Annotated in this window: 17 protein-coding genes; 10 read left to right on the forward strand and 7 right to left on the reverse strand. The window is 73.1% G+C overall.

Annotated elements, in window-relative coordinates; translation table 11 throughout:
• Positions 1-10 precede the first annotated feature (10 nt).
• Positions 11-2,995, forward strand: a complete 2,985-nt coding sequence (gene uvrA / locus ABRQ22_RS08395; RefSeq protein WP_253049670.1) for an excinuclease ABC subunit UvrA — start codon at positions 11-13, stop codon at positions 2,993-2,995.
• Between the two features lie 103 nt (positions 2,996-3,098).
• Here the strand turns inward: uvrA and ABRQ22_RS08400 are convergent, their stop codons facing one another.
• The gene (locus tag ABRQ22_RS08400; protein ID WP_253049668.1) at positions 3,099-3,584 is read right to left on the reverse strand and encodes an OsmC family protein; all 486 of its coding nucleotides are present in this window, start codon (positions 3,582-3,584) and stop codon (positions 3,099-3,101) included.
• 114 nt (positions 3,585-3,698) lie between these two features.
• Between ABRQ22_RS08400 and uvrC the strand changes: the two genes are divergently transcribed.
• The 9 genes from uvrC to ABRQ22_RS08445 all read left to right on the forward strand — a co-directional run bounded on the left by uvrC (position 3,699) and on the right by ABRQ22_RS08445 (position 13,471).
• Positions 3,699-5,912: an excinuclease ABC subunit UvrC gene (uvrC, locus tag ABRQ22_RS08405; RefSeq protein WP_353709207.1), complete on the forward strand. Its 2,214-nt coding sequence runs from the start codon at positions 3,699-3,701 to the stop codon at positions 5,910-5,912.
• Between the two features lie 20 nt (positions 5,913-5,932).
• The gene (gene rapZ / locus ABRQ22_RS08410) at positions 5,933-6,919 is read left to right on the forward strand and encodes an RNase adapter RapZ (protein WP_253049664.1); all 987 of its coding nucleotides are present in this window, start codon (positions 5,933-5,935) and stop codon (positions 6,917-6,919) included.
• 3 nt (positions 6,920-6,922) lie between these two features.
• Complete coding sequence (gene yvcK / locus ABRQ22_RS08415; protein ID WP_253049662.1) at positions 6,923-7,888, forward strand: uridine diphosphate-N-acetylglucosamine-binding protein YvcK; 966 nt, start codon at positions 6,923-6,925, stop codon at positions 7,886-7,888.
• 81 nt (positions 7,889-7,969) lie between these two features.
• Positions 7,970-8,950 (forward strand): DNA-binding protein WhiA, encoded by a 981-nt coding sequence (gene whiA / locus ABRQ22_RS08420; protein WP_353709208.1) that lies wholly within the window; start codon positions 7,970-7,972, stop codon positions 8,948-8,950.
• A gap of 351 nt (positions 8,951-9,301) precedes the next feature.
• Positions 9,302-10,306 (forward strand): type I glyceraldehyde-3-phosphate dehydrogenase, encoded by a 1,005-nt coding sequence (gene gap / locus ABRQ22_RS08425; RefSeq protein ID WP_021481805.1) that lies wholly within the window; start codon positions 9,302-9,304, stop codon positions 10,304-10,306.
• A gap of 157 nt (positions 10,307-10,463) precedes the next feature.
• Positions 10,464-11,663 (forward strand): phosphoglycerate kinase, encoded by a 1,200-nt coding sequence (locus tag ABRQ22_RS08430; RefSeq protein ID WP_353709209.1) that lies wholly within the window; start codon positions 10,464-10,466, stop codon positions 11,661-11,663.
• 84 nt (positions 11,664-11,747) lie between these two features.
• A complete protein-coding gene (gene tpiA / locus ABRQ22_RS08435; protein WP_353709210.1) occupies positions 11,748-12,545 on the forward strand; it encodes a triose-phosphate isomerase in 798 nt (265 codons plus the stop codon).
• Positions 12,546-12,752: 207 nt separating this feature from the next.
• Positions 12,753-12,995, forward strand: coding sequence for a preprotein translocase subunit SecG (gene secG / locus ABRQ22_RS08440; RefSeq protein WP_253049657.1), 243 nt, complete (start codon positions 12,753-12,755; stop codon positions 12,993-12,995).
• A gap of 128 nt (positions 12,996-13,123) precedes the next feature.
• Positions 13,124-13,471, forward strand: a complete 348-nt coding sequence (locus ABRQ22_RS08445; protein ID WP_047232819.1) for an RNA polymerase-binding protein RbpA — start codon at positions 13,124-13,126, stop codon at positions 13,469-13,471.
• A gap of 57 nt (positions 13,472-13,528) precedes the next feature.
• Here the strand turns inward: ABRQ22_RS08445 and ABRQ22_RS08450 are convergent, their stop codons facing one another.
• From ABRQ22_RS08450 to tkt, 6 genes are all read right to left on the reverse strand, one after another.
• Complete coding sequence (locus tag ABRQ22_RS08450; protein ID WP_353709211.1) at positions 13,529-14,215, reverse strand: O-methyltransferase; 687 nt, start codon at positions 14,213-14,215, stop codon at positions 13,529-13,531.
• A complete protein-coding gene (gene pgl, locus ABRQ22_RS08455; RefSeq protein ID WP_353709212.1) occupies positions 14,212-15,000 on the reverse strand; it encodes a 6-phosphogluconolactonase in 789 nt (262 codons plus the stop codon). The genes ABRQ22_RS08450 and pgl overlap by 4 nt, the downstream gene beginning before the upstream one ends.
• Positions 14,997-15,914 (reverse strand): glucose-6-phosphate dehydrogenase assembly protein OpcA, encoded by a 918-nt coding sequence (opcA, locus tag ABRQ22_RS08460; RefSeq protein ID WP_353709213.1) that lies wholly within the window; start codon positions 15,912-15,914, stop codon positions 14,997-14,999. Before opcA ends, pgl begins: the two co-directional genes overlap by 4 nt.
• 112 nt (positions 15,915-16,026) lie before the next feature.
• Positions 16,027-17,568, reverse strand: coding sequence for a glucose-6-phosphate dehydrogenase (gene zwf, locus ABRQ22_RS08465; protein ID WP_253049653.1), 1,542 nt, complete (start codon positions 17,566-17,568; stop codon positions 16,027-16,029).
• Positions 17,569-17,713: 145 nt separating this feature from the next.
• Positions 17,714-18,853, reverse strand: a complete 1,140-nt coding sequence (tal, locus tag ABRQ22_RS08470) for a transaldolase (protein WP_353709214.1) — start codon at positions 18,851-18,853, stop codon at positions 17,714-17,716.
• Between the two features lie 115 nt (positions 18,854-18,968).
• Positions 18,969-21,131: a transketolase gene (gene tkt, locus ABRQ22_RS08475; RefSeq protein ID WP_353709215.1), complete on the reverse strand. Its 2,163-nt coding sequence runs from the start codon at positions 21,129-21,131 to the stop codon at positions 18,969-18,971.
• Positions 21,132-21,355: the final 224 nt, after the last annotated feature.

Consider the following 21,355-nt stretch of genomic DNA (forward strand, 5'->3'; position numbering starts at 1 on the left):
CGATGCTGCGGTGAGCAATCGCCTCGTCATCTCCGGTGCCCGCGAGCACAACCTCCGCAACGTCGACCTCGACCTCCCGCGGGACAAGCTCATCGTCTTCACGGGGCTCTCCGGCTCGGGCAAGTCCTCGCTCGCGTTCGACACCATCTTCGCGGAGGGGCAGCGCCGCTACGTCGAGTCGCTGTCGGCGTACGCGCGCCAGTTCCTCGGGCAGATGGACAAGCCCGACGTCGACTTCATCGAGGGCCTGTCGCCCGCGGTGTCGATCGACCAGAAGTCCACGAACCGCAACCCGCGCTCGACCGTCGGCACGATCACCGAGGTCTACGACTACCTCCGCCTGCTCTTCTCGCGCGCCGGGACGCAGCACTGCCCCGTGTGCGGCGAGCGCGTGACCGCGCAGACCCCGCAGCAGATCGTGGACCGTCTCCTCGAGCTGCCGGAGGGCACGCGGTACCAGGTGCTCGCGCCGGTGGTGCGCGGGCGCAAGGGCGAGTACTCCGAGCTCTTCAAGGAGCTCCAGACCAAGGGCTTCGCGCGCGCCCGCGTCGACGGCGAGGTACGCACGCTCACCGACGTCCCGGCGCTCGAGAAGAAGCTCAAGCACGACATCGAGGTCGTCGTCGACCGCCTCGTGGCACGCGAGGGCGTGCAGCGCCGGCTCACCGACTCGGTCGAGACCGCGCTCGGGCTCGCGGGCGGGCTCGTCGTCGTCGAGCTTGTCGACGCGGACGCGGACGACCCGGCGCGCGAGCGCCGCTTCTCCGAGAAGCGCGCGTGCCCCAACGACCACGAGCTCGCGCTGGACGAGATCGAGCCGCGCACGTTCTCCTTCAACGCGCCCTACGGCGCGTGCCCCGAGTGCACGGGCATCGGCTTCCGCCTCGAGGTCGACCCCGACCTCGTGGTGCCGGACGTCGAGAAGTCGCTGAGCGAGGGCGCGGTCGCGCCGTGGGCGCAGATCTCCTCGGAGTACTTCGAGCGGGTGCTCACGGCGCTCGCGGACGACCTCGGGTTCTCCATGGACACGCCGTGGCGGGCGCTGCCCGAGCGCGCGAAGAAGGCGGTCCTGCACGGGCAGAACCACCAGGTCCACGTCCGGTATAAGAACCGCTGGGGCCGCGAGCGGCAGTACTCGACCGGGTTCGAGGGCGTCATCACGTTCCTCGAGCGCCGGCACACCGAGACCGAGTCGGACTGGTCCAAGGAGAAGTACGAGGCCTTCATGCGCGAGGTCCCGTGCCCGGTGTGCCGGGGTGCGCGCCTCAAGCCCGAGGTCCTCGCCGTCAAGGTCGGCGGCAAGTCGATCTGGGACGTGTGCCGTCTCCCGCTGCGCGAGGCCGCGGCGTTCCTCGGCTCGCTCGAGCTCGGCGCGCGCGAGCGCGCCATCGCGACGGAGGTCCTCAAGGAGATCGACGCGCGCCTCGGGTTCCTGCTCGACGTCGGCCTCGACTACCTCTCGCTCGAGCGACCGGCCGCGACGCTGTCCGGCGGCGAGGCGCAGCGCATCCGGCTCGCGACGCAGATCGGCTCGGGCCTGGTGGGCGTCCTCTACGTCCTCGACGAGCCGAGCATCGGCCTGCACCAGCGCGACAACCGCCGGCTCATCGAGACGCTCACGCGCCTGCGCGACCTCGGGAACACGCTCATCGTCGTCGAGCACGACGAGGACACCATCCGCACCGCGGACTGGGTCGTCGACATCGGCCCGGGCGCGGGCGAGCACGGCGGACGCGTCGTGCACTCGGGCGACTACGCCGGACTGCTGGAGGCGCCGGAGTCGGTCACGGGCGCCTACCTCGCGGGCCGTCGCAGCATCCCGCTCCCGGCCGAGCGTCGCCCGACCGACCCGGGCCGTCAGGTCACGGTCGTGGGCGCGCGCGAGCACAACCTCACGGGCATCGACGTGAGCTTCCCGCTCGGGACGCTCACCGCCGTGACGGGGGTGTCGGGGTCGGGCAAGTCGACGCTCGTGAACTCGATCCTCTACACGGTGCTCGCCAACGAGCTCAACGGCGCGCGTCAGGTCGCGGGCCGGCACACGCGCGTCACGGGCCTGGACCACCTCGACAAGGTCGTGCACGTCGACCAGGGGCCGATCGGGCGCACGCCGCGGTCGAACCCGGCGACGTACACGGGGGTGTGGGACCACGTGCGCAAGCTGTTCGCGGAGACCACCGAGGCCAAGGTGCGCGGATACACGCCGGGCCGCTTCTCCTTCAACGTCAAGGGCGGCCGCTGCGAGGCGTGCTCGGGCGACGGCACGCTGAAGATCGAGATGAACTTCCTCCCGGACGTCTACGTGCCGTGCGAGGTCTGCCACGGCGCGCGCTACAACCGCGAGACGCTCGAGGTGCACTTCAAGGGCAAGACGGTGGCCGACGTCCTCGACATGCCGATCGAGGAGGCGTCGGAGTTCTTCGCGGCCGTCCCGGCGATCTCGCGGCACCTCAAGACGCTCGTCGAGGTCGGCCTCGGGTACGTCCGCCTCGGGCAGCCCGCCCCGACGCTCTCAGGTGGCGAGGCGCAGCGCGTGAAGCTCGCGAGCGAGCTGCAGAAGCGCTCGACCGGGCGCACGATCTACGTGCTCGACGAGCCGACGACGGGCCTGCACTTCGAGGACATCCGCAAGCTGCTCGGCGTGCTGCAGTCGCTCGTCGACAAGGGCAACAGCGTCCTCGTCATCGAGCACAACCTCGACGTCATCAAGAGCGCCGACTGGGTCGTCGACATGGGCCCGGAGGGTGGTTCGGGGGGCGGCAAGGTCGTGGCGCAGGGCACGCCCGAGCAGGTCGCGCGCGTCGAGGCGAGCCACACCGGCCGCTTCCTCGCGGAGATCCTCGACCAGCACGACCCCGTGCCGGTCGGTGCGCCGACGAAGCCCGGTGCGGCGCCGGCGCCCGCCGCGAAGGGAGCCAAGGGTCGTTCGGCCAAGGCCCGCCGGGCGACCGACGAGGGCACGACCCGCCCGCGCCGCAAGGCGTCCGCGGCCTAGCCGAGAGCCGACGCGGTGCGCCGGCTTGCTGCCCTGGCGTGACCCCGCGGCGACGCGTCCTCGACGCGCCGCCGCGGGTGTCGAGGGCCGCGGGGCGGGCCGCTCAGGCGGCGGCCCGGCGCGGAGGCGCCGGCTCGACGAGCACGCGGAAGTTCACCGAGCGTGCGATGAAGCAGTGGTCGTGCGCGCGCTGGTGGAGGGCGGCCAGCGACTCTTCGTCGGTCCCCGGGCCGTCGTCGACCACGACGCGGGGGTGCAGCGTGACGTCCGTGAACTGCCCCTCGCCGCCGGACTCGACGCGCATCGTGCCGGTGACGTCGTCCACGTACTCCCGCACGACGACGCCCGCCGCCGCGGCGAGGTGGAGGAACCACAGCATGTGGCACTGCGAGAGGCTCACGACGAACAGCTCCTCGGGACTGTAGCGCGTCGGGTCGCCCCGGAACGCCGGGTCCGCGGACCCGGGCAGCGGCGGCCTCCCCTCGAGCAGGACGTCGTGGTCCCGGCCGTAGGCCGTGTAGGAGGCGGTGCCCCTGTCGCCCGCGCCCGTCCAGCGGACCGTCGCGGCGTACCCGTGCTGTGCGCTCATGGCCGCCACCCTAGCGGGCGGTGGTGCAGGTCACACCACGTCTTCGCCGGGCCGCCGCGGCCGCGCACGTCCCCTGCCGCCGCGCCGTCGGTGGCCTGACCTAGGCTGGAGAACATGGCTGATCCCGCGACGTACCGCCCGGCGCCGGGGGAGATCCCCACCTCGCCAGGCGTCTACCGGTTCCGCGACGACCACGGGCGCGTGATCTACGTCGGCAAGGCCAAGAACCTGCGCGCGCGCCTGTCGAACTACTTCCAGGACGTCGCGAACCTGCACCACCGCACCCAGACGATGGTGACGACCGCGGCGTCCGTCGAGTGGACCGTCGTGGGCACCGAGGTCGAGGCTCTCGCGCTCGAGTACTCCTGGATCAAGGAGTTCGACCCGCGGTTCAACGTCAAGTACCGCGACGACAAGTCCTACCCGTACCTCGCGGTGACGATGGGGGAGGAGTTCCCCCGCGCCCAGGTCATGCGCGGCGCCAAGCGACCCGGCACCCGGTACTTCGGCCCCTACGGGCACGCGTGGGCGATCCGCGAGACGCTCGACCTCCTGCTGCGCGTCTTCCCGGTGCGCACCTGCTCGGCGGGCGTGTTCAAGCGAGCCCACCAGACGGGCCGCCCGTGCCTCCTGGGGTACATCGACAAGTGCTCGGCCCCGTGCGTCGGGCGCATCACGCCCGAGGACCACCGGGCGCTCGCCGAGGACTTCTGCGACTTCATGGCGGGTGACACGCAGCGCTTCGTGCGGCGACTCGAGCGCAAGATGAACGAGGCCGCCGCCGCGATGGAGTACGAGGCCGCGGCGCGCCTGCGCGACGACATCGTCGCGCTCCAGCGCGCGACCGAGAAGAACGCGGTGGTGCTCGGCGACGGCACCGACGCGGACGTGTTCGCGCTCGTCGGCGACGAGCTCGAGGCGGCCGTCCAGGTGTTCCACGTGCGCGACGGGCGGATCCGCGGCCAGCGCGGCTGGATCGTCGAGAAGGTCGAGGACGTGACCGACGCGGAGCTGGTCGAGCACCTGCTCCAGCAGGTCTACGGCGCGGCCGAGGAGGCCGCGGCGGCCGACCCGGGGACCGGCCAGGGCCGGGCCGGCGTGCGCGACGTCGTCCCGCGCGAGGTGCTCGTCCCCGTCCTGCCGCCGGACACCGCGCAGGTCACGACGTGGCTCTCCGGCCTGCGGGGCGCGCGCGTCGACGTGCGCGTGCCGCAGCGTGGCGACAAGAAGGAGCTCGCCGCGACCGTGCGGGCGAACGCGGAGCACGCGCTCGCCCTGCACCGCACGCGCCGCGCGGGCGACCTCACGACGCGCAGCCAGGCGCTGCGCGAGATCCAGGAGGCGCTCGACCTCGACACCGCCCCGCTGCGGATCGAGTGCTACGACGTCTCCCACAACCAGGGCACCTACCAGGTCGCGTCGATGGTCGTGTTCGAGGACGGGCTCGCGCGCAAGAGCGAGTACCGGCACTTCACCGTGCGCGGGCCCGACGGCGACGGGGCCGCGGACGACACCGCGGCGATGTACGAGGTCATCACGCGCCGGTTCAAGCGCTACCTGTCCGACCGCTCGCGCTCGGGCGAGGTCGAGCTGGACCTCGAGGCCGACGACGTCGCGACCGGGTCCGACGCCGCGGGCCGCCGCGCGGAGCGGGCCGCGGAGGCCGCGGGGTACGTGCCGCGCAGCGGCGAGGTCGACGCCGACGCCCCCGTGGACCGGCGGGCCCGGTTCGCCTACCCGCCGAACCTCGTCGTGGTCGACGGCGGCCCGCCGCAGGTGGCGGCCGCCGCGCGGGCGCTGGCCGACCTCGGGATCGACGACGTCGCGCTCTGCGGCCTCGCCAAGCGGCTCGAGGAGGTGTGGGTCCCGGGGGACGACTACCCCGTGATCCTCCAGCGCTCGTCGGAGGGCCTCTACCTGCTGCAGCGCGTGCGTGACGAGGCGCACCGGTTCGCCATCGCCCAGCACCGGAGGCAGCGCAGCAAGGGCATGACGGCGTCCGCGCTCGACGACGTCCCCGGCCTCGGGCCGGCGCGGCGCACCGCGCTCCTCAAGCACTTCGGCTCGCTCAAGCGCCTCCGGGCGGCGAGCGTCGAGGAGATCGCGACGGTGCGGGGCATGGGCGAGCGCACGGCGCGTGCCGTCGTCGCCGCCCTGGGCGGAGCCGCCGAGCCGTCCCCGGGCGCGGCCCCGGCGGAGCGGGCGCCCGCCGAGGGCGACGTGCGCCCGGACCCCGTGCAGGACGGCGTGGAGGACGGTGTGGAGGACGGTGTGGAGGACGGCGCGCGGGACACTCCGGTGGGCGACGGGGCCGCGGCCCGGGCGTGAGCGGCTGGCATGCTGGTGCCATGACCTCGGAGCCGACCCCGGACCTCAGCCCGCAGGGGCCGCCCGCCCGCGTGCCGGAGCCCTCGCCGACCACCGTCCCGAGCGGGATCCCCGCGATCGAGGCGGCGACCCACCCCCCGGAGGCGCGCGAGGCCGAGGTGCTGATCATCACCGGCATGTCGGGCGCGGGCCGCACACGGGCGGCCGCCGTGCTCGAGGACCTCGACTGGTACGTCGTCGACAACCTGCCGCCGCGCATGATCGTCCCGCTCGTGGACCTCATGACCCGGTCGGGCTCGACGCTCGAGCGCATCGCGGCGGTCGTCGACGTGCGCGGGCGCGAGTTCTTCACCGACCTCGTCGAGGTGCTCGACCACCTCCGCCAGAGCGGGGTGTTCTACCGCATCCTGTTCCTCGACGCGTCCGACGAGGTGCTCGTGCGCCGGTACGAGCAGGTCCGGCGACCGCACCCGCTGCAGGGGGAGGGGCGCATCCTCGACGGCCTCGCCGAGGAGCGACGCCTGCTCGCGAGCCTCGAGGAGCGGTCCGACGTCGTCATCGACACGTCCGAGCTCACCGTGCACGACCTCGCGCGCGAGGTGCGGGCCGCCGTCGCCGACGGCACCCCCGAGACGCTGCGCATCAACGTCGTCTCGTTCGGGTTCAAGTACGGGCTGCCGCTCGACGCGGACCACGTGGTCGACGTGCGGTTCCTCGCGAACCCGTACTGGATCACCGAGCTGCGCCACCTCACCGGGCGCGACGCCCCGGTGCGCGACTACGTGCTCGGGCGTCCCGGCGCGCTCGAGTTCGTCGACCGGTACGTGAGCGCCCTCGAGCCGGTCCTGGCCGGGTACCTGGGCGAGGAGAAGCGCTACGTGACGATCGCCGTCGGCTGCACCGGGGGCAAGCACCGCTCCGTCGCGATCAGCGAGGCGATCGCCGCACGCCTGCGCGCCCAGGGGCAGCGCGTCATCGTGACCGCCCGCGACCTCGGCAAGGAGTGACCGGTGGTCGCCAAGCGCAACCCCGCCGTCGTCGCCCTGGGCGGCGGCCACGGCCTGTCCGCGAGCCTCTCCGCGCTGCGGCTCATGTCCGACCGGCTCACGGCCGTCGTGACGGTGGCCGACGACGGCGGGTCGTCCGGGCGTCTGCGCTCCGAGCTCGGCGTCCTGCCCCCGGGGGACCTGCGCATGGCGCTCGCGGCCCTGTGCGACGACTCGGAGTGGGGCCGCACGTGGAGCGCGCTCCTGCAGCACCGGTTCACGTCCGAGGGCGACCTCGACAACCATGCCGTGGGAAACCTGCTCATCGTCGCGCTGTGGGAGCTCCTCGACGACCCGGTCGCCGGGCTCGACTGGGTGGGCAAGCTGCTCGGCGCTCGCGGGCGCGTGCTGCCCATGGCGGCGGTGCCCCTCGGGATCGAGGCCGACGTGCGGACCGGCGACCGGCTCGAGACCGTCGTCGGGCAGAGCCACGTCGCCGTCACCCACGGCCGCATCGAGCAGCTCCGGCTCGTGCCCGCGGACCCGCCCGCGTGCACCGAGGCGGTCCAGGCCGTCGAGGAGGCGGACTGGGTCGTGCTCGGGCCGGGGTCGTGGTTCTCGTCGGTGATGCCGCACCTGCTCGTGCCCGACCTCGCGCGCGCCCTGCACGAGACCAGCGCGCGACGCTGCGTCACCCTCAACCTGTCGAGCGAGACGGGGGAGACGTACGGGCTCTCCGCCACCGACCACCTCGAGGCCCTGCACAAGCACGCACCCGGTCTCCGGATCGATGCCGTCGTCGCGGACCCGTCCGCCGTCGAGGACACCGAGCAGCTCGCGGAGGCCGCGGCGCGCATGGGCGCCCGGCTCCTCCTGCGGCAGGTGCGGCGCGGGGACGGCACGGCGCGCCACGACGCGCTGCGCCTGGCGGCGGCCTACCGGGACGTGTTCGACGACTTCCTCGGCGACGTCGGCTCGCCCGCCCGCTGATCCGCGCGCCGCGGCGCCGGGCCCCCGGGGGTGCCCGGCCCGCCGCCGCGACGCGTCGGCATCGGTGGCAGGATGTCCCGCATGGCGCTCACGGCACAGGTGAAGGACGAGCTGGCTCGGCTGCGGGTGGACAAGACCTCGTGCCGCAAGGCGGAGGTCTCGGCGATGCTCCGGTTGTCGGGCGGGCTGCACCTCATCTCGGGCCGCGTCGTCATCGAGGCCGAGCTCGACACCGCGATCGCGGCGCGCCGCCTGCGCGAGACGATCGCGGACGTCTACGGGCACACGAGCGAGCTGATCGTCGTCTCGGCGGGTGGTCTGCGCAAGAGCAGCCGCTACGTCGTGCGGGTCGTGCGCGACGGCGAGTCGCTGGCCCGCCAGACGGGTCTCCTGGACCAGCGCGGGCGACCCGTGCGGGGGCTCCCGCCGCAGGTCGTCTCCGGCGGGGTGGAGGAGGCGGAGGCGGCGTGGCGCGGCGCGTTCCTGGCGCACGGGTCGCTCACCGAGCCGGGCCGGTCGTCGGCGCTCGAGATCACGTGCCCGGGCCCCGAGGCGGCCCTGGCGCTCGTCGGTGCCGCCCGCCGCCTCGGCGTCTCCGCGAAGTCGCGCGAGGTCCGCGGCGTCGACCGCGTCGTCATCCGGGACGGGGACGCGATCAGCGCGCTCCTCACGCGTCTTGGCGCGCACGAGGCGGTCCTCGTCTGGGAGGAGCGGCGTGCCCGGCGCGAGGTGCGCGGGACCGCGAACCGGCTGGCGAACTTCGACGACGCGAACCTGCGCCGCTCGGCCCGGGCGGCGGTCGCGGCGGGCGCGCGGGTCGAGCGGGCCTTCGAGATCCTCGGCCCGGACCTGCCCGACCACCTGCGCGAGGCCGGCGAGCTCCGCCTCGCCCACAAGCAGGCGTCGCTCGAGGAGCTCGGGCAGCTCGCGGACCCGCCGCTGACCAAGGACGCCGTGGCGGGACGCATCCGCCGCCTGCTGTCGACGGCCGACAAGCGCGCCGCCGAGCTCGGCATCCCGGACACCGAGGCGGGGCTGAGCCCGGAGCTGCTCGACCTCTGACCCGCCGAGCCTCGACCCGGCGCCCGGCGCCCGGCGACCCGCCCGGCCCCTGGACGTCATGCACCGACGGGACGATGGTCCCGAACCGTGGGATCCAGGTCACATGTCGGCGTGGTGTTGGTATAGGCTCGGATGCGTCAGGTGACAACGACGTGCTCCTTCGCTGACACCCCTCGTGGGCGTGGGTGGTCCCGGCTGTCGCCGTGACGGTCCACGGGCACGGAGGGTGCTGTGCCGGGATGCCGGGCAGCGGGGCACGGGCGCGATCACCACCTGCGTACGACGGCGTACGTGATCGTTCGGCATCAACCGTGTGCGTCGGGACAACCGGCGCGCCCTGAGGAGGGCATTGTGACCATCCGCGTCGGTATCAACGGCTTCGGTCGTATCGGACGGAACTTCTACCGCGCCATCGTCGAGTCGGGCGCCGACATCGAGATCGTGGGCGTCAACGACCTCACGGACAACAAGACGCTCGCGCACCTGCTCAAGTACGACACGGTCCTCGGCCGTTTCCCGCTGAGCGTGGACTTCGACGACGACAACATCATCGTCGACGGCAAGAAGATCCGTGCGCTCGCGGAGCGCGACCCCGCGAACCTCCCCTGGGGCGAGCTCGGCGCCGACATCGTCATCGAGTCGACCGGCTTCTTCACCGACGCGACCAAGGCGAAGGCGCACATCGACGCCGGCGCCAAGAAGGTCATCATCTCGGCCCCGGCCAAGAACGAGGACGCCACGTTCGTCATGGGCGTGAACTCGGACCAGTACGACCCGGCCGCGCACCACATCATCTCGAACGCGTCGTGCACCACGAACTGCCTCGCCCCGCTGGCCAAGGCGCTCAACGACTCGATCGGCATCGAGCGTGGTCTCATGACCACGATCCACGCCTACACGGGTGACCAGAACCTCCAGGACGGCCCGCACCGCGACCTGCGTCGCGCCCGCGCCGCCGCGCAGAACATCGTCCCGACCTCGACGGGTGCGGCCAAGGCCGTGTCGCTCGTCCTGCCCGAGCTCAAGGGCAAGCTGGACGGCTACGCGCTGCGCGTCCCTGTCATCACGGGCTCGGCGACGGACCTCACCTTCACCGCCTCGCGCGAGGTCACGGTGGACGAGGTCAACGCTGCGCTCAAGGCGGCGGCCGAGGGCCCGCTCAAGGGCATCCTCGAGTACGTCGACGACGAGATCGTGTCGAGCGACATCGTCACCAACCCGCACCAGAGCATCTTCGACTCGAAGCTCACGAAGGTGATCGGCGACCAGGTCAAGGTCGTCTCCTGGTACGACAACGAGTGGGGCTACTCGAACAGCCTCGTCGCGCTGACCGCCCTGGTCGGCGAGAAGCTCTGAGCCACCTGCTGACGCAGCACATCCCTGCGTAGCACCATGCGTCCGCGTGCGCGTCCCGGCACCGCCCGGTGACGCGCACGCGGACGTCCTCATGTGCGGGCCTGGCCGGCTGCAGGCAGGCGCCCCGCACGACGGCGACAGAACCGTAGGAGACCACATGTTGACCATCGACTCCCTGGGCGACCTGCGCGGCAAGCGCGTCCTCGTCCGCTCCGACTTCAACGTCCCGCTCGACGGGACGACCATCACGGACGACGGGCGCATCCGCGCCGCGCTCCCGACGCTGAAGAAGCTCACCGACGCGGGCGCGAAGGTGATCGTCACCGCGCACCTCGGCCGTCCCAAGGGCGAGCCGGACCCGAAGTACTCCCTCGCGCCCGTCGCGGCCCGCCTGGGCGAGCTGCTGGGCGTGCCGGTGCACCTGGCGCAGGACGTCGTCGGCGACTCGGCGCGTGAGACGGTCGCCGCGCTCGGCGACGGCGAGGTCGCGCTGCTGGAGAACATCCGGTTCGACCCGCGCGAGACGTCGAAGGACGACGCGGAGCGCCAGGCGCTCGCTCAGGACCTCGCGCAGCTCGCGGACGTGTTCGTCTCCGACGGCTTCGGCGTCGTGCACCGCAAGCAGGCGTCCGTCTACGACGTCGCGCAGGTGCTCCCGTCCGCCGTGGGCGAGCTCGTCCTCAAGGAGGTCGACTCGCTGCGCAAGGCGACCGAGGACCCGGCCCGCCCGTACGCGGTCGTGCTCGGCGGCTCCAAGGTCTCGGACAAGCTCGGCGTCATCGCGAACCTGCTCACCAAGGCGGACCGTCTGCTCATCGGCGGCGGCATGGTGTTCACGTTCCTCGCGGCGAAGGGCTACGGCGTCGGCAAGTCCCTCCTCGAGGAGGACCAGATCGACACGGTCAAGGGCTACCTCGCGGACGCGGAGAAGAACGGCGTCGAGATCGTCCTGCCGACGGACATCGTGGTGGCCGACGCGTTCGCCGCGGACTCCCCGCACGAGGTCGTCGCGGCGGACGCGATCCCGGCCGACAAGATCGGTCTCGACATCGGCCCCGAGTCGGCGCAGCTCTTCGCGAGCAAGATCGTCGACGCGAAGACGGTCGTGTGGAACGGCCCCGCCGGCGTGTTCGAGTTCGAGGCGTTCTCGGGCGGGACGCGCGCCGTGGCCCAGGCCCTGGTCGACGCGACGGCCAACGGCGCGTTCACGATCGTCGGCGGCGGCGACTCGGCCGCCGCGGTCCGGATCCTCGGCTTCGACGAGGCGGGCTTCAGCCACATCTCGACCGGTGGCGGCGCGAGCCTCGAGTTCCTCGAAGGCAAGGACCTCCCGGGGATCTCCGTCCTCGAGGGCTGAGCGCCCTCCCGAACCCACCTCACGCACCGCCCGCGGCACGCCGTGCGCGCGGGCGGTGCGACCCCCACAGAGAGAAGAAGGACCGTGGCGAACAGCCGTACCCCGCTCATGGCGGGCAACTGGAAGATGAACCTGGACCACCACCAGGCGACGCACACCGTGCAGAAGCTCGCGTGGACGCTCAAGGACGCGAAGCACGACTACGCGGCCGTCGAGGTGGCCGTGCTGCCGCCCTTCACCGACCTCCGGTCGGTGCAGACGCTCGTCGACGCGGACAAGCTCGAGCTGAAGTACGGCGCGCAGGACGTGTCCGCGCACCTGGAGGGCGCCTACACGGGCGAGATCTCGGCGACGATGCTCGCCAAGCTCGGCGCGAGCTACGTCGCGATCGGCCACTCGGAGCGCCGGCAGTACCACGGCGAGACGGACGCCCAGGTCAACGAGAAGATCGTCGCCGCCGTGGGTCAGGGCGTCGCCCCGATCCTGTGCGTGGGCGAGGGCCTGGACGTGCGCAAGGCCGGCGAGCAGATCTCCTACACGCTGGCTCAGGTCGAGGGCGCCCTCGCGGGCATCCCCGCCGCGCAGCTCGCCACGCTCGTCATCGCGTACGAGCCCGTCTGGGCCATCGGCACGGGCGAGGTCGCGACGCCGGAGGACGCGCAGGAGGTCTGCGGTGCCATCCGCGGCGCCCTGGGCGACCTGTACGACGCCGACCTCGCGAACGCGACGCGCATCCTGTACGGCGGCTCGGTGAAGTCGTCCAACGTCGCCGCGATCATGGCGCAGCCCGACGTCGACGGCGCGCTCGTCGGCGGCGCGAGCCTCGACCCCGAGGAGTTCGCCAAGATCGTGCGCTACCAGTCGCACGCGACCGGCGCCTGACCTCTGCGAGACCCTCGCGCCGACGGCCCCGGGAGCGGATCCCGGGGCCGTCGGCCCCTGGCGTGAGACGCCGCCGGCCGGGGTTGGCCGCAGCGGCCCCGCGTCGCCTACTCTTGTCCCCTGTGCAGCAGGTCACGCCTGCGCACGACAACCGTGCGGTCGCGCTCGACATCGGTCGGGACGGCCCTGAGCCTCAAGGACGTACTCGTGGACGTGCTGCGCATCATCCTCCAGATCCTGCTGGTCCTCACCAGCGGCTTCCTCACCCTGCTCGTGCTCATGCACAAGGGCAAGGGCGGCGGCCTCTCCGACATGTTCGGCGGCGGGATCTCGAGCTCGGTGGGCAGCTCCGGCGTCGCCGAGCGCAACCTCAACCGGATCACCGTGTCGTTCGCCCTCGTCTGGACGGTCGTCATCGTGCTCCTGGGGCTCCTCCAGAAGGTGAGCTGACCTGCGGCGCCCCGTGAGGGCGCCGCAGGATCGAACGGGCTCGAGGAGCCGGCAGGGGGGCAGCCGCGCCGGACGGCGCGGTACGGGCAGGATCGAGTGCCGACGACGGCACGGACGGGGGAGAGCACGTGGCAGGTGGTAACGCGATCCGCGGGTCGCGCGTCGGGGCGGGGCCGCTCGGGGAGTCCGAGCGCGGCGAGATCGCGCCGCGCTTCTGGGTCTCCTACTGGTGCGCGAACGGCCACGAGACGCGCCCGAGCTTCTCCTCGGAGGCGGAGATCGAGGCGCCCGAGACCTGGGACTGCCCCCGCTGCGGGTTCCCGGCCGGGCAGGACCGCGAGAACCCGCCGACGCCGTCGCGCAACGAGCCCTACAAGACGCACCTCGCGTACGTGAAGGAGCGCCGCAGCGACGAGGACGGCGTCGCGATCCTCGACGAGGCGCTCGCTGCGCTGCGTGCTCGCCGCGGCCGCTGACCGGTCCGTCGAGCTCGGGTCGGGACCGGCTCGGCCCGTGCGCAGCGCCCGCGCGCCTCAGCGCACGCGCGCCAGGACGAACCCGTCGTAGCCCTTCGACCCCACCGTCTGCAGGGCGGTGGCGTCGAGCCTAGGGTCCGCGACGACGCGCTCGACCATCTCCCGCACCCCGAGCACGTTCGGGTCGGTGCTCTCCGCGTCGGCGACGGCGCCGCCACGGACGGTGTTGTCCACGACGATCAGCGTGCCGGGGCGGGACAGCCGGAGCGCGAGGTCGAGGTAGACGGGGTTCGACGGCTTGTCGGCGTCGACGAACACGAGGTCGAACGGCTCGACGCCCTCATCGACGAGGCCCCGCAGCGTGTCCGCGGCCGGGCCGTGCACGACGTCGACGATCCTCGCGAGACCGGCCTCGGCCAGGGACTCCCGCGCGACCGCGACGTGCGCGGCATCGATCTCGCACGTGACGAGCGCGCCGTCGGGCGGCAGCGCGCGGGCGAGCCAGATCGTCGAGTAGCCGCCGAGCGTCCCGACCTCCAGCACCCGGCGCGCGCCGGACGCGAGCGCGAGAAGCTGCAGGAACCGCCCCTGCGCGGGGGAGACCTGGATCTCCGGGAGGCCCGCAGCGCGCGCCCTCGCGCCGGCGGCGGCGAGCACGTCGTCCTCGCCCACGAGCGGCCCGAAGTACGCGTCGACCGCGTCCCACGTGACCGCGGGGTCCACGTGCTCGCCGCCGGTCGTCATCGGTCGGCGTCCCGCGTGCCCGCCGCCGCGGCGTCGACGAGCCACAGCGTGCGCTCGGTGCCCGTGACCGCAGCCGCCGGGGTCTCGGACGCCGGGGCCCCGCCGAGCGCCGACGCGACGGCCGGTGCCTTCTCCGCACCCGCGGCGACCACCCACACCTGACGGGCTCGCGCGATGGCCTCGAAGGTCAGCGTCACGCGCTCCGGCGGCGGCTTCGGCGAACCGTGGACGCCGGCGGTCGGGACGCCCGTCACGTCGAGCCCCGGGTGCCCGGGGAAGAGCGACGCGACGTGGCCGTCGGGTCCCATCCCGAGCAGGAGCACGTCGAACGCGGGCACCTCGGCGCCGTCCGGGGCGTACGCGGCGAGCGTCGCCGCGTAGGCCGTGGCCGACTCCTCGGGGGTCGCTGCGACGTCCGCCGCGGGCATCGGGTGCACGTTCCCGGCCGGGAGCTGGGGCAGGTGGGCGAGCAGCGCGTCGCGTGCCTGCGTCTCATTGCGATCCGGGTCCCCGGCGGGCAGGAAGCGCTCGTCGCCCCACCACAGGTGAACGCCCGACCAGTCGACGGCGTCGCGGGCCGGGTGGCGCTCGAGCGCCGCGAGGCTCGCGATGCCGACGGTGCCGCCGGTGAGCACGACGTGCACCGGGCTGCGCACCGACTGCACGTCGAGCAGGCGCGTCACGAGCCGCGACGCGACGGCCTCGGCGAGGACGCCGGCGTCGGGGTGCACGACCACGAGGCGCCCGTGGGACGCGTGCGCGTCCCCGGGCCGGGTGGCGGTCACGCGCCCACCTTCTGCAGCCCCTTGGTGAGCACCTCGCCGTAGATCTCGTCCGGGTCGAGGCGGCGCAGCTCCTCGATGAGGGCCTCGCTCAGCGTCCGGATCGGCAGCGCGACGCGGCGGTCGGGCTTGCCCGGCTGGCTGATCGTCACGATGCGCCCGTCCGGGCGGTCGAGGATGATCGGCCCGCTCTTGCGCTCGAGCGTGACGCGCGTGATCGCCTCGGCGCCGCGACGGCGCACGACCTGCGAGGGGCAGCGCAGCCGAGAGCCGAGCCACGCCGCGAGCAGGTCGAGCGAGGTGTGCTTCGCCTGCCCCTCGACCAGGACGTTCGTCACCGGCTCGTACGGCGGCTGGTCGAGTGCGGCGGCGATGAGCCCGCGCCACAGCGTGACGCGGGCCCACGCCAGGTCGGAGTCCCCGGGGCCGTACGACGTCGCGAGCTGCGCGAGCGTCGCCTCGGGGTCCTTGGACGTGATCGAGTCGGTGATGCGGCGCTGAGCCATCGCGCCGACGGGGTCGTCGTCGACGGACGCGGGCGGCTGGCCCGGCCACCACACCACGATCGGTGCGTCCGGGAGCAGGAGCGGCATGACGAGCGTGTCGGCGTGCTCGAGCAGCGGGCCCGCGGTCCGCAGCACGACGACCTCGGACGCGCCGGCGTCGCCGCCCACGCGGATCTGGGCGTCGAGGTGCGGGACGGTGCTCCGACCGGAGGGCGCGACGACGATGACGCGGCACGGGTGCTCACGGCTCGCGTCGTTCGCCGCCTCGATCGACGTCTCGACGTCGGACTCGCGCGCGATGACGACGAGCGTGAGGACGCGGCCGAGCGCGATCGCGCCGCCCTCGTCGCGCAGCCGCACGAGGCGCTTGTTCACCGCGTTCGTCGTCGTGTCGGGCAGGTCGATGATCATCGCGGGGTCCTCGCCGGTCGGGAGGTCGTGCGGCCCTGCGGCGCACGACGGGGTCGGGGGGTCTCTCTCAGGGGCGCCGCGCTCCGCGGGGCCGGCGCGGGGACGGCGGCCGTCACGGGCGCCGCCACGAGCGGCCGTCCCGCGCGAGCATCGTGTCGGCCGACTCGGGCCCCCACGTGCCGGACCGGTACTGGTCGGGCGTGCCCTTGGCGGCCCAGTGCGCGGTGATCGGGTCGAGGATCTTCCACGAGAGCTCGACCTCCTCGCGCGTCGGGAAGAGCGGCGGGTCGCCGAGGAGGACGTCGAGGATGAGCCGCTCGTAGGCCTCGGGGGAGGACTCGGTGAACGCGTGCCCGTACCCGAAGTCCATCGTGACGTCGCGGACCTCCATGGCAGTGCCCGGGACCTTCGCGCCGAACCGCATCGTCACGCCCTCGTCGGGCTGGACGCGGATGACGAGGGCGTTGTTGCCGAGGTCGGAGGCCTGCGAGGTCTCGAACGGCAGATGCGGGGCCTTCTTGAACACGACCGCGACCTCGGTCACGCGGCGCCCGAGGCGCTTGCCCGTGCGCAGGTAGAACGGGACGCCCGCCCAGCGGCGGTTGTCGATGTCCACGCGGATCGCGGCGTACGTCTCGGTCGTCGAGTCCGCGGGGATGCCGTCCTCGTCGAGGAAGCCGATGACCTCCTCGCCGCCCTGCCACCCGGCGGCGTACTGGCCGCGCGCGGTGTGCTTCGACAGCTCGCGCGGCAGGCGCACGGCCGAGAGCGCCTTGATCTTCTCGGCGCGCAGCGACGGGGCGTCGAACGACACCGGCTCCTCCATCGCGACGAGCGCGAGGAGCTGGAGCAGGTGGTTCTGGATGACGTCGCGCGCGGCGCCGATCCCGTCGTAATAGCCCGCGCGACCGCCGATGCCGATGTCCTCGGCCATGGTGATCTGCACGTGGTCCACGTAGTTCGCGTTCCAGATCGGCTCGAACATCTGGTTGGCGAACCGCAGGGCGAGGAGGTTCTGGACCGTCTCCTTGCCGAGGTAGTGGTCGATGCGGAACACCGAGTCGGGCGGGAAGACCTCCGACACGACGGCGTCCAGCTCGCGTGCGCTCTGGAGGTCGTGCCCGAACGGCTTCTCGATGACGACGCGGCGCCACGCGTCCTCCTGCGAGCGCGACAGCCCGGACTCGGCGAGCTGGCGGCACACGACCGGGAACGCGCTCGGCGGCACGGAGAGGTAGAAGGCGTGGTTGCCGCCCGTGCCGCGCTCGGCGTCGAGCGTCTCGACCGTCTCGCGCAGGCGCTCGAACGCCTGGTCGTCGTCGAACGACCCCTGGACGAACCGGATGCCCTCGGAGAGCTGGCGCCAGGTGGCCTCGCGGAACGGCGTGCGCGCGTGCTCCTTGACGGCGTCGTGCACCACCTGCGCGAAGTCCTGGTCCGCCCAGTCGCGGCGCGCGAAGCCCGTGAGCGCGAAGCCCGGGGGGAGCAGGCCGCGGTTGGCCAGGTCGTACACCGCGGGCATGAGCTTCTTGCGGGCGAGGTCGCCCGTGACGCCGAAGATGACGAGCCCGCAGGGGCCCGCGATCCGGGGCAGGCGCAGGTCGAGGGGGTCGCGCAGCGGGTTGTGCTCTGGCGTGATCTTGGCCGGTCTCACCTGGTGGCACCGTTCCGTTTCGAGGGGTCGGGAGGACTGCAGAAGGACTGAGGCGTGTGCGGGATGATACGGGCGGCCCGGACGGGCGCGCCGTCGTTCCCGCTGGTCGGACGCGTGCCCGTCGGGGCGGGCACGCGTCGGCGGGTCAGGAGCCGGCGGCGTCGCGCAGGCCGTCGCGCGTCGTGGCGAGGAGGTCGGTCCAGCTGTCCTCGAACTTGCGCACGCCCTCCTCCTCGAGGCGGTCGGTGACCTCGACGAGCGAGACGCCGAAGGACTCGACCGTCTCCAGGGTGCGGCGGGAGGCGGACGCCGTGCCGGTGACCGTGTCGCCCGTCACGACGCCGTGGTCGGCGAACGCCTGCAGCGTCGCCTCGGGCATGGTGTTGACGATCCCGTCCGTGACGAGCTCGTCGACGTACATGGTGTCGCGGTACTCCGGGTTCTTCACGCCGGTCGAGGCCCACAGCGGGCGCTGCGGGTGCGCGCCGGACGCGGCGAGCGAGCGCCAGCGGTCCGTCTGGCGGAACTCCTCGTAGGCCTCGAACGCGAGCCGGGCGTTGGCGATCGCGGCCTGGCCGCGCAGGTCGAGCGCCTCCGGGGTGCCGACCTTCTCGAGCGCGGCGTCCACCGCGGTGTCGACGCGGGAGACGAAGAAGGACGCGACCGAGCCGACGGGCGCGAGGTCGATGCCGTCCGCGCGCGCCTGCTCGAGACCGATCGCGAACGCGTCCATGACGGCGCGGTAGCGCGCGAGCGAGAAGATGAGCGTCACGTTGACGCTGATGCCCTGCGCGAGCGTGCGGGAGATCGCGTCGAGGCCGGCGACCGTCGCGGGGATCTTGATGTAGACGTTGGGCCGGTCGATGGTGGCCCACAGGCGCTCGGCCGTGACGACCGTCTTGTCGGCGTCGTGCGCGAGGCGCGGGTCGACCTCGATCGAGACGCGCCCGTCGACGCCGTCGGTCGCGTCGTAGACCGGGCGCAGCAGGTCCGCGGCGGCGCGCACGTCGTCCGTCGTGATCCGCTCGACGGCGGCCTCCACGGCCGCGTCGTCCACGCCGGCGGGCGCGAGCTCGGCGAGCTGGGCGTCGTAGGCGTCGCCCTTCGCGAGCGCCGCCGCGAAGATCGTGGGGTTCGTGGTCACGCCGACGACGCCGCGCGTCGCCACGAGGTCGGCGAGGTTGCCGGTGCGCAGCCGTTCTCGGGAGAGGTCGTCGAGCCAGATCGACACGCCCGCTCCCGTGAGCTGCTCGATGGGGCCGGGGACGGTGGGGGACTGCGTCATCGGACTTCCTCTCGGTGGTGCTCTCGCTGCGGGCGTGCGCCCCGGGCCGTGCGTGACACCCCGGGGCAGCCCGAGGTGGGGCCGCGCACGGCCCCACCTCGGAATCTACGAAGGGTCAGCGCTGGTCGCCAGTGCCGCCCTCCGACGGCGTCGGCGCGGCGCCCGGGGCGTCGTCGCCGCGCGCCGCCGCGATCGACTCGCGCGCCGCCGAGGCGACGGCCTCGGACGTGATGCCGAACTCGCTGTACAGCACCTGGTAGTCGGCCGAGGCGCCGTAGTGCTCGAGGCTCACGGAGCGGCCGGCGTCGCCGACGAGCTCGCGCCAGCCCTGCGCCACGCCCGCCTCGACGGACACGCGCGCGCGGACGGCGGCCGGCAGGACGGACTCGCGGTAGGCGGCGTCCTGACCGTCGAACCACTCGCGGCTCGGGAGGGAGACGACGCGCGCCTGCACGCCCTCGCCCGCGAGGATCTCGCGCGCCTCGACGGCGAGCTGCACCTCGGAGCCGGTGCCGATGAGGATGACGTCGGGCGTGCCCTCGGTGTCGAGCAGCACGTAGCCGCCGCGGGCGGTGCCCGAGGCGTCGGCGTAGCCCTCGGTGCCGCGCGGGAACGTCGGGACGTTCTGACGCGTGAGGATGATGCCCGCCGGGCGCTCGGTGTTCTCCAGGATCGTGCGCCAGGCCCACGAGGTCTCGTTGGCGTCGGCCGGGCGGACGACGTCGAGGCCCGGGATGGCGCGCAGCGCGGCGAGGTGCTCGACGGGCTGGTGCGTCGGGCCGTCCTCGCCCAGGCCGATCGAGTCGTGCGTCCACACGAACGTCGTCGGGATCTCCATGAGCGCGGCGAGCCGCACCGCGGGACGCATGTAGTCGCTGAACTGGAGGAAGGTGCCGCCGTAGGCGCGCGTGCCGCCGTGCAGGACGATGCCGTTGAGGATCGCGCCCATGGCGTGCTCACGGATGCCGAAGTGCAGCGTGCGCCCGTACTCGTGGCCGGGGAACTTCTTGGTCGCGTGCTCGACGGGCACGAACGACGGCTCGCCGTCCATGGTCGTGTTGTTGGAGCCGGCGAGGTCGGCCGAGCCGCCCCACAGCTCGGGGAGCACGTCCTTGAGCGCGGTGAGGACCTTGCCCGACGCGGATCGCGTCGCGACGGCCTTGCCCGCCTCGAACGTGGGGAGCGCGTCCTCCCAGCCCGCGGGCAGCTCGCGCTTCTCGAGCCGGTCGAGGAGCTCGGCGCCCGAGGGGTTCGCGGTCTTCCACGCGGCGAAGGCGGTCTCCCAGGCGGCGCGCGCGTCGCCCTGGCGCTCGCCGACGGCGCGCGTGTACGCGAGCACCTCGTCGTCGATCGCGAAGCTCGCCTCGGGGTCGAGGCCGAGCTCGATCTTGAGGCCCTTGATCTCGTCCGCGCCCATGGCCGAGCCGTGGATGCCGCCGGTGTTCTGCTTGGTCGGCGACGGGTAGCCGATGATCGTGCGCAGCGCGATGATCGACGGCTTGCCGGTCTCGGCCTTGGCGGCCTCGATCGCGGCGTGCAGCGCGTCGACGTCCTCCGCGTAGCCGGTGCCGCCGTTGGTCCAGTCGACGCGCTGGGTGTGCCAGCCGTACGCCGCGTAGCGCGCGAGGACGTCCTCGGTGAACGCGATGTCCGTGTCGTCCTCGATGGAGATCTTGTTGTCGTCCCAGATGACGACGAGGTTGCCGAGCTGCTGGTGGCCGGCCAGCGAGGACGCCTCGCTCGTCACGCCCTCCTGCAGGTCGCCGTCGGACGCGATGACGTACACGTGGTGGTCGAACGGCGACTCGCCCGGGGCGGTCGACGGGTCCAGCAGACCGCGCTCGCGGCGGGCCGCGAAGGCCATGCCGACGGAGGACGCGAGGCCCTGGCCGAGCGGGCCGGTCGTGATCTCGACGCCCTTGGTGTGCTTGTACTCGGGGTGGCCGGGGGTCTTGGAGCCCCACGTGCGCAGGGCCTCGATGTCCGCCATCTCCAGGCCGTACCCGGCGAGGAAGAGCTGGAGGTAGATCGTGAGCGACGAGTGGCCCGCCGAGAGCACGAACCGGTCGCGGCCGACCCAGTGGTCGTCCGACGGGTCGTGGCGCATGACCTTCTGGAACAGGAGGTAGGCGGCCGGGGCCAGCGAGATCGCGGTGCCGGGGTGGCCGTTGCCCACCTTCTCCACCGCGTCGGCGGCGAGCGCCTTGATCGTCTTGACGGCCCGGTCGTCCAGGTCCGTCCAGTCCAGGGGCGTGTGAGCAGGGGACAACGCGTTCACCGAACCTCATTCCCGTCCGGAGCGCGCGCCCCGGATCCTCGCGACAACTCGAAACAACCGTTGAACATTTCCCGGCCTCACGCCTCAGGGGGCGGGGCGGCCCGGTGCCGGTCACGTCGTCCGCGGGCCACAGGTCTCGACGAGCGGTCCGACGCGGGACGGTTGCAGGTCCAGCCTATACGCGGACGCCGTTCGCGCCCGGGCGGTGCCCACGTGCTGGATTT

This window comes from Cellulosimicrobium sp. ES-005 (genome assembly GCF_040448685.1).
GTDB classification, from domain to species: Bacteria; Actinomycetota; Actinomycetes; order Actinomycetales; family Cellulomonadaceae; genus Cellulosimicrobium; species Cellulosimicrobium cellulans_G.

Bases quoted from the DNA above. Each gene is read 5' to 3' on its own strand.
- ABRQ22_RS08400 (WP_253049668.1), bottom strand. From the start codon at position 3,584: ATGAGCGCACAGCACGGGTACGCCGCGACGGTCCGCTGGACGGGCGCG.
- uvrC (WP_353709207.1), top strand. From the start codon at position 3,699: ATGGCTGATCCCGCGACGTACCGCCCGGCGCCGGGGGAGATCCCCACC.
- rapZ (WP_253049664.1), top strand. From the start codon at position 5,933: ATGACCTCGGAGCCGACCCCGGACCTCAGCCCGCAGGGGCCGCCCGCC.
- whiA (WP_353709208.1), top strand. From the start codon at position 7,970: ATGGCGCTCACGGCACAGGTGAAGGACGAGCTGGCTCGGCTGCGGGTG.
- ABRQ22_RS08430 (WP_353709209.1), top strand. From the start codon at position 10,464: ATGTTGACCATCGACTCCCTGGGCGACCTGCGCGGCAAGCGCGTCCTC.
- ABRQ22_RS08450 (WP_353709211.1), bottom strand. From the start codon at position 14,215: ATGACGACCGGCGGCGAGCACGTGGACCCCGCGGTCACGTGGGACGCG.
- opcA (WP_353709213.1), bottom strand. From the start codon at position 15,914: ATGATCATCGACCTGCCCGACACGACGACGAACGCGGTGAACAAGCGC.
- tal (WP_353709214.1), bottom strand. From the start codon at position 18,853: ATGACGCAGTCCCCCACCGTCCCCGGCCCCATCGAGCAGCTCACGGGA.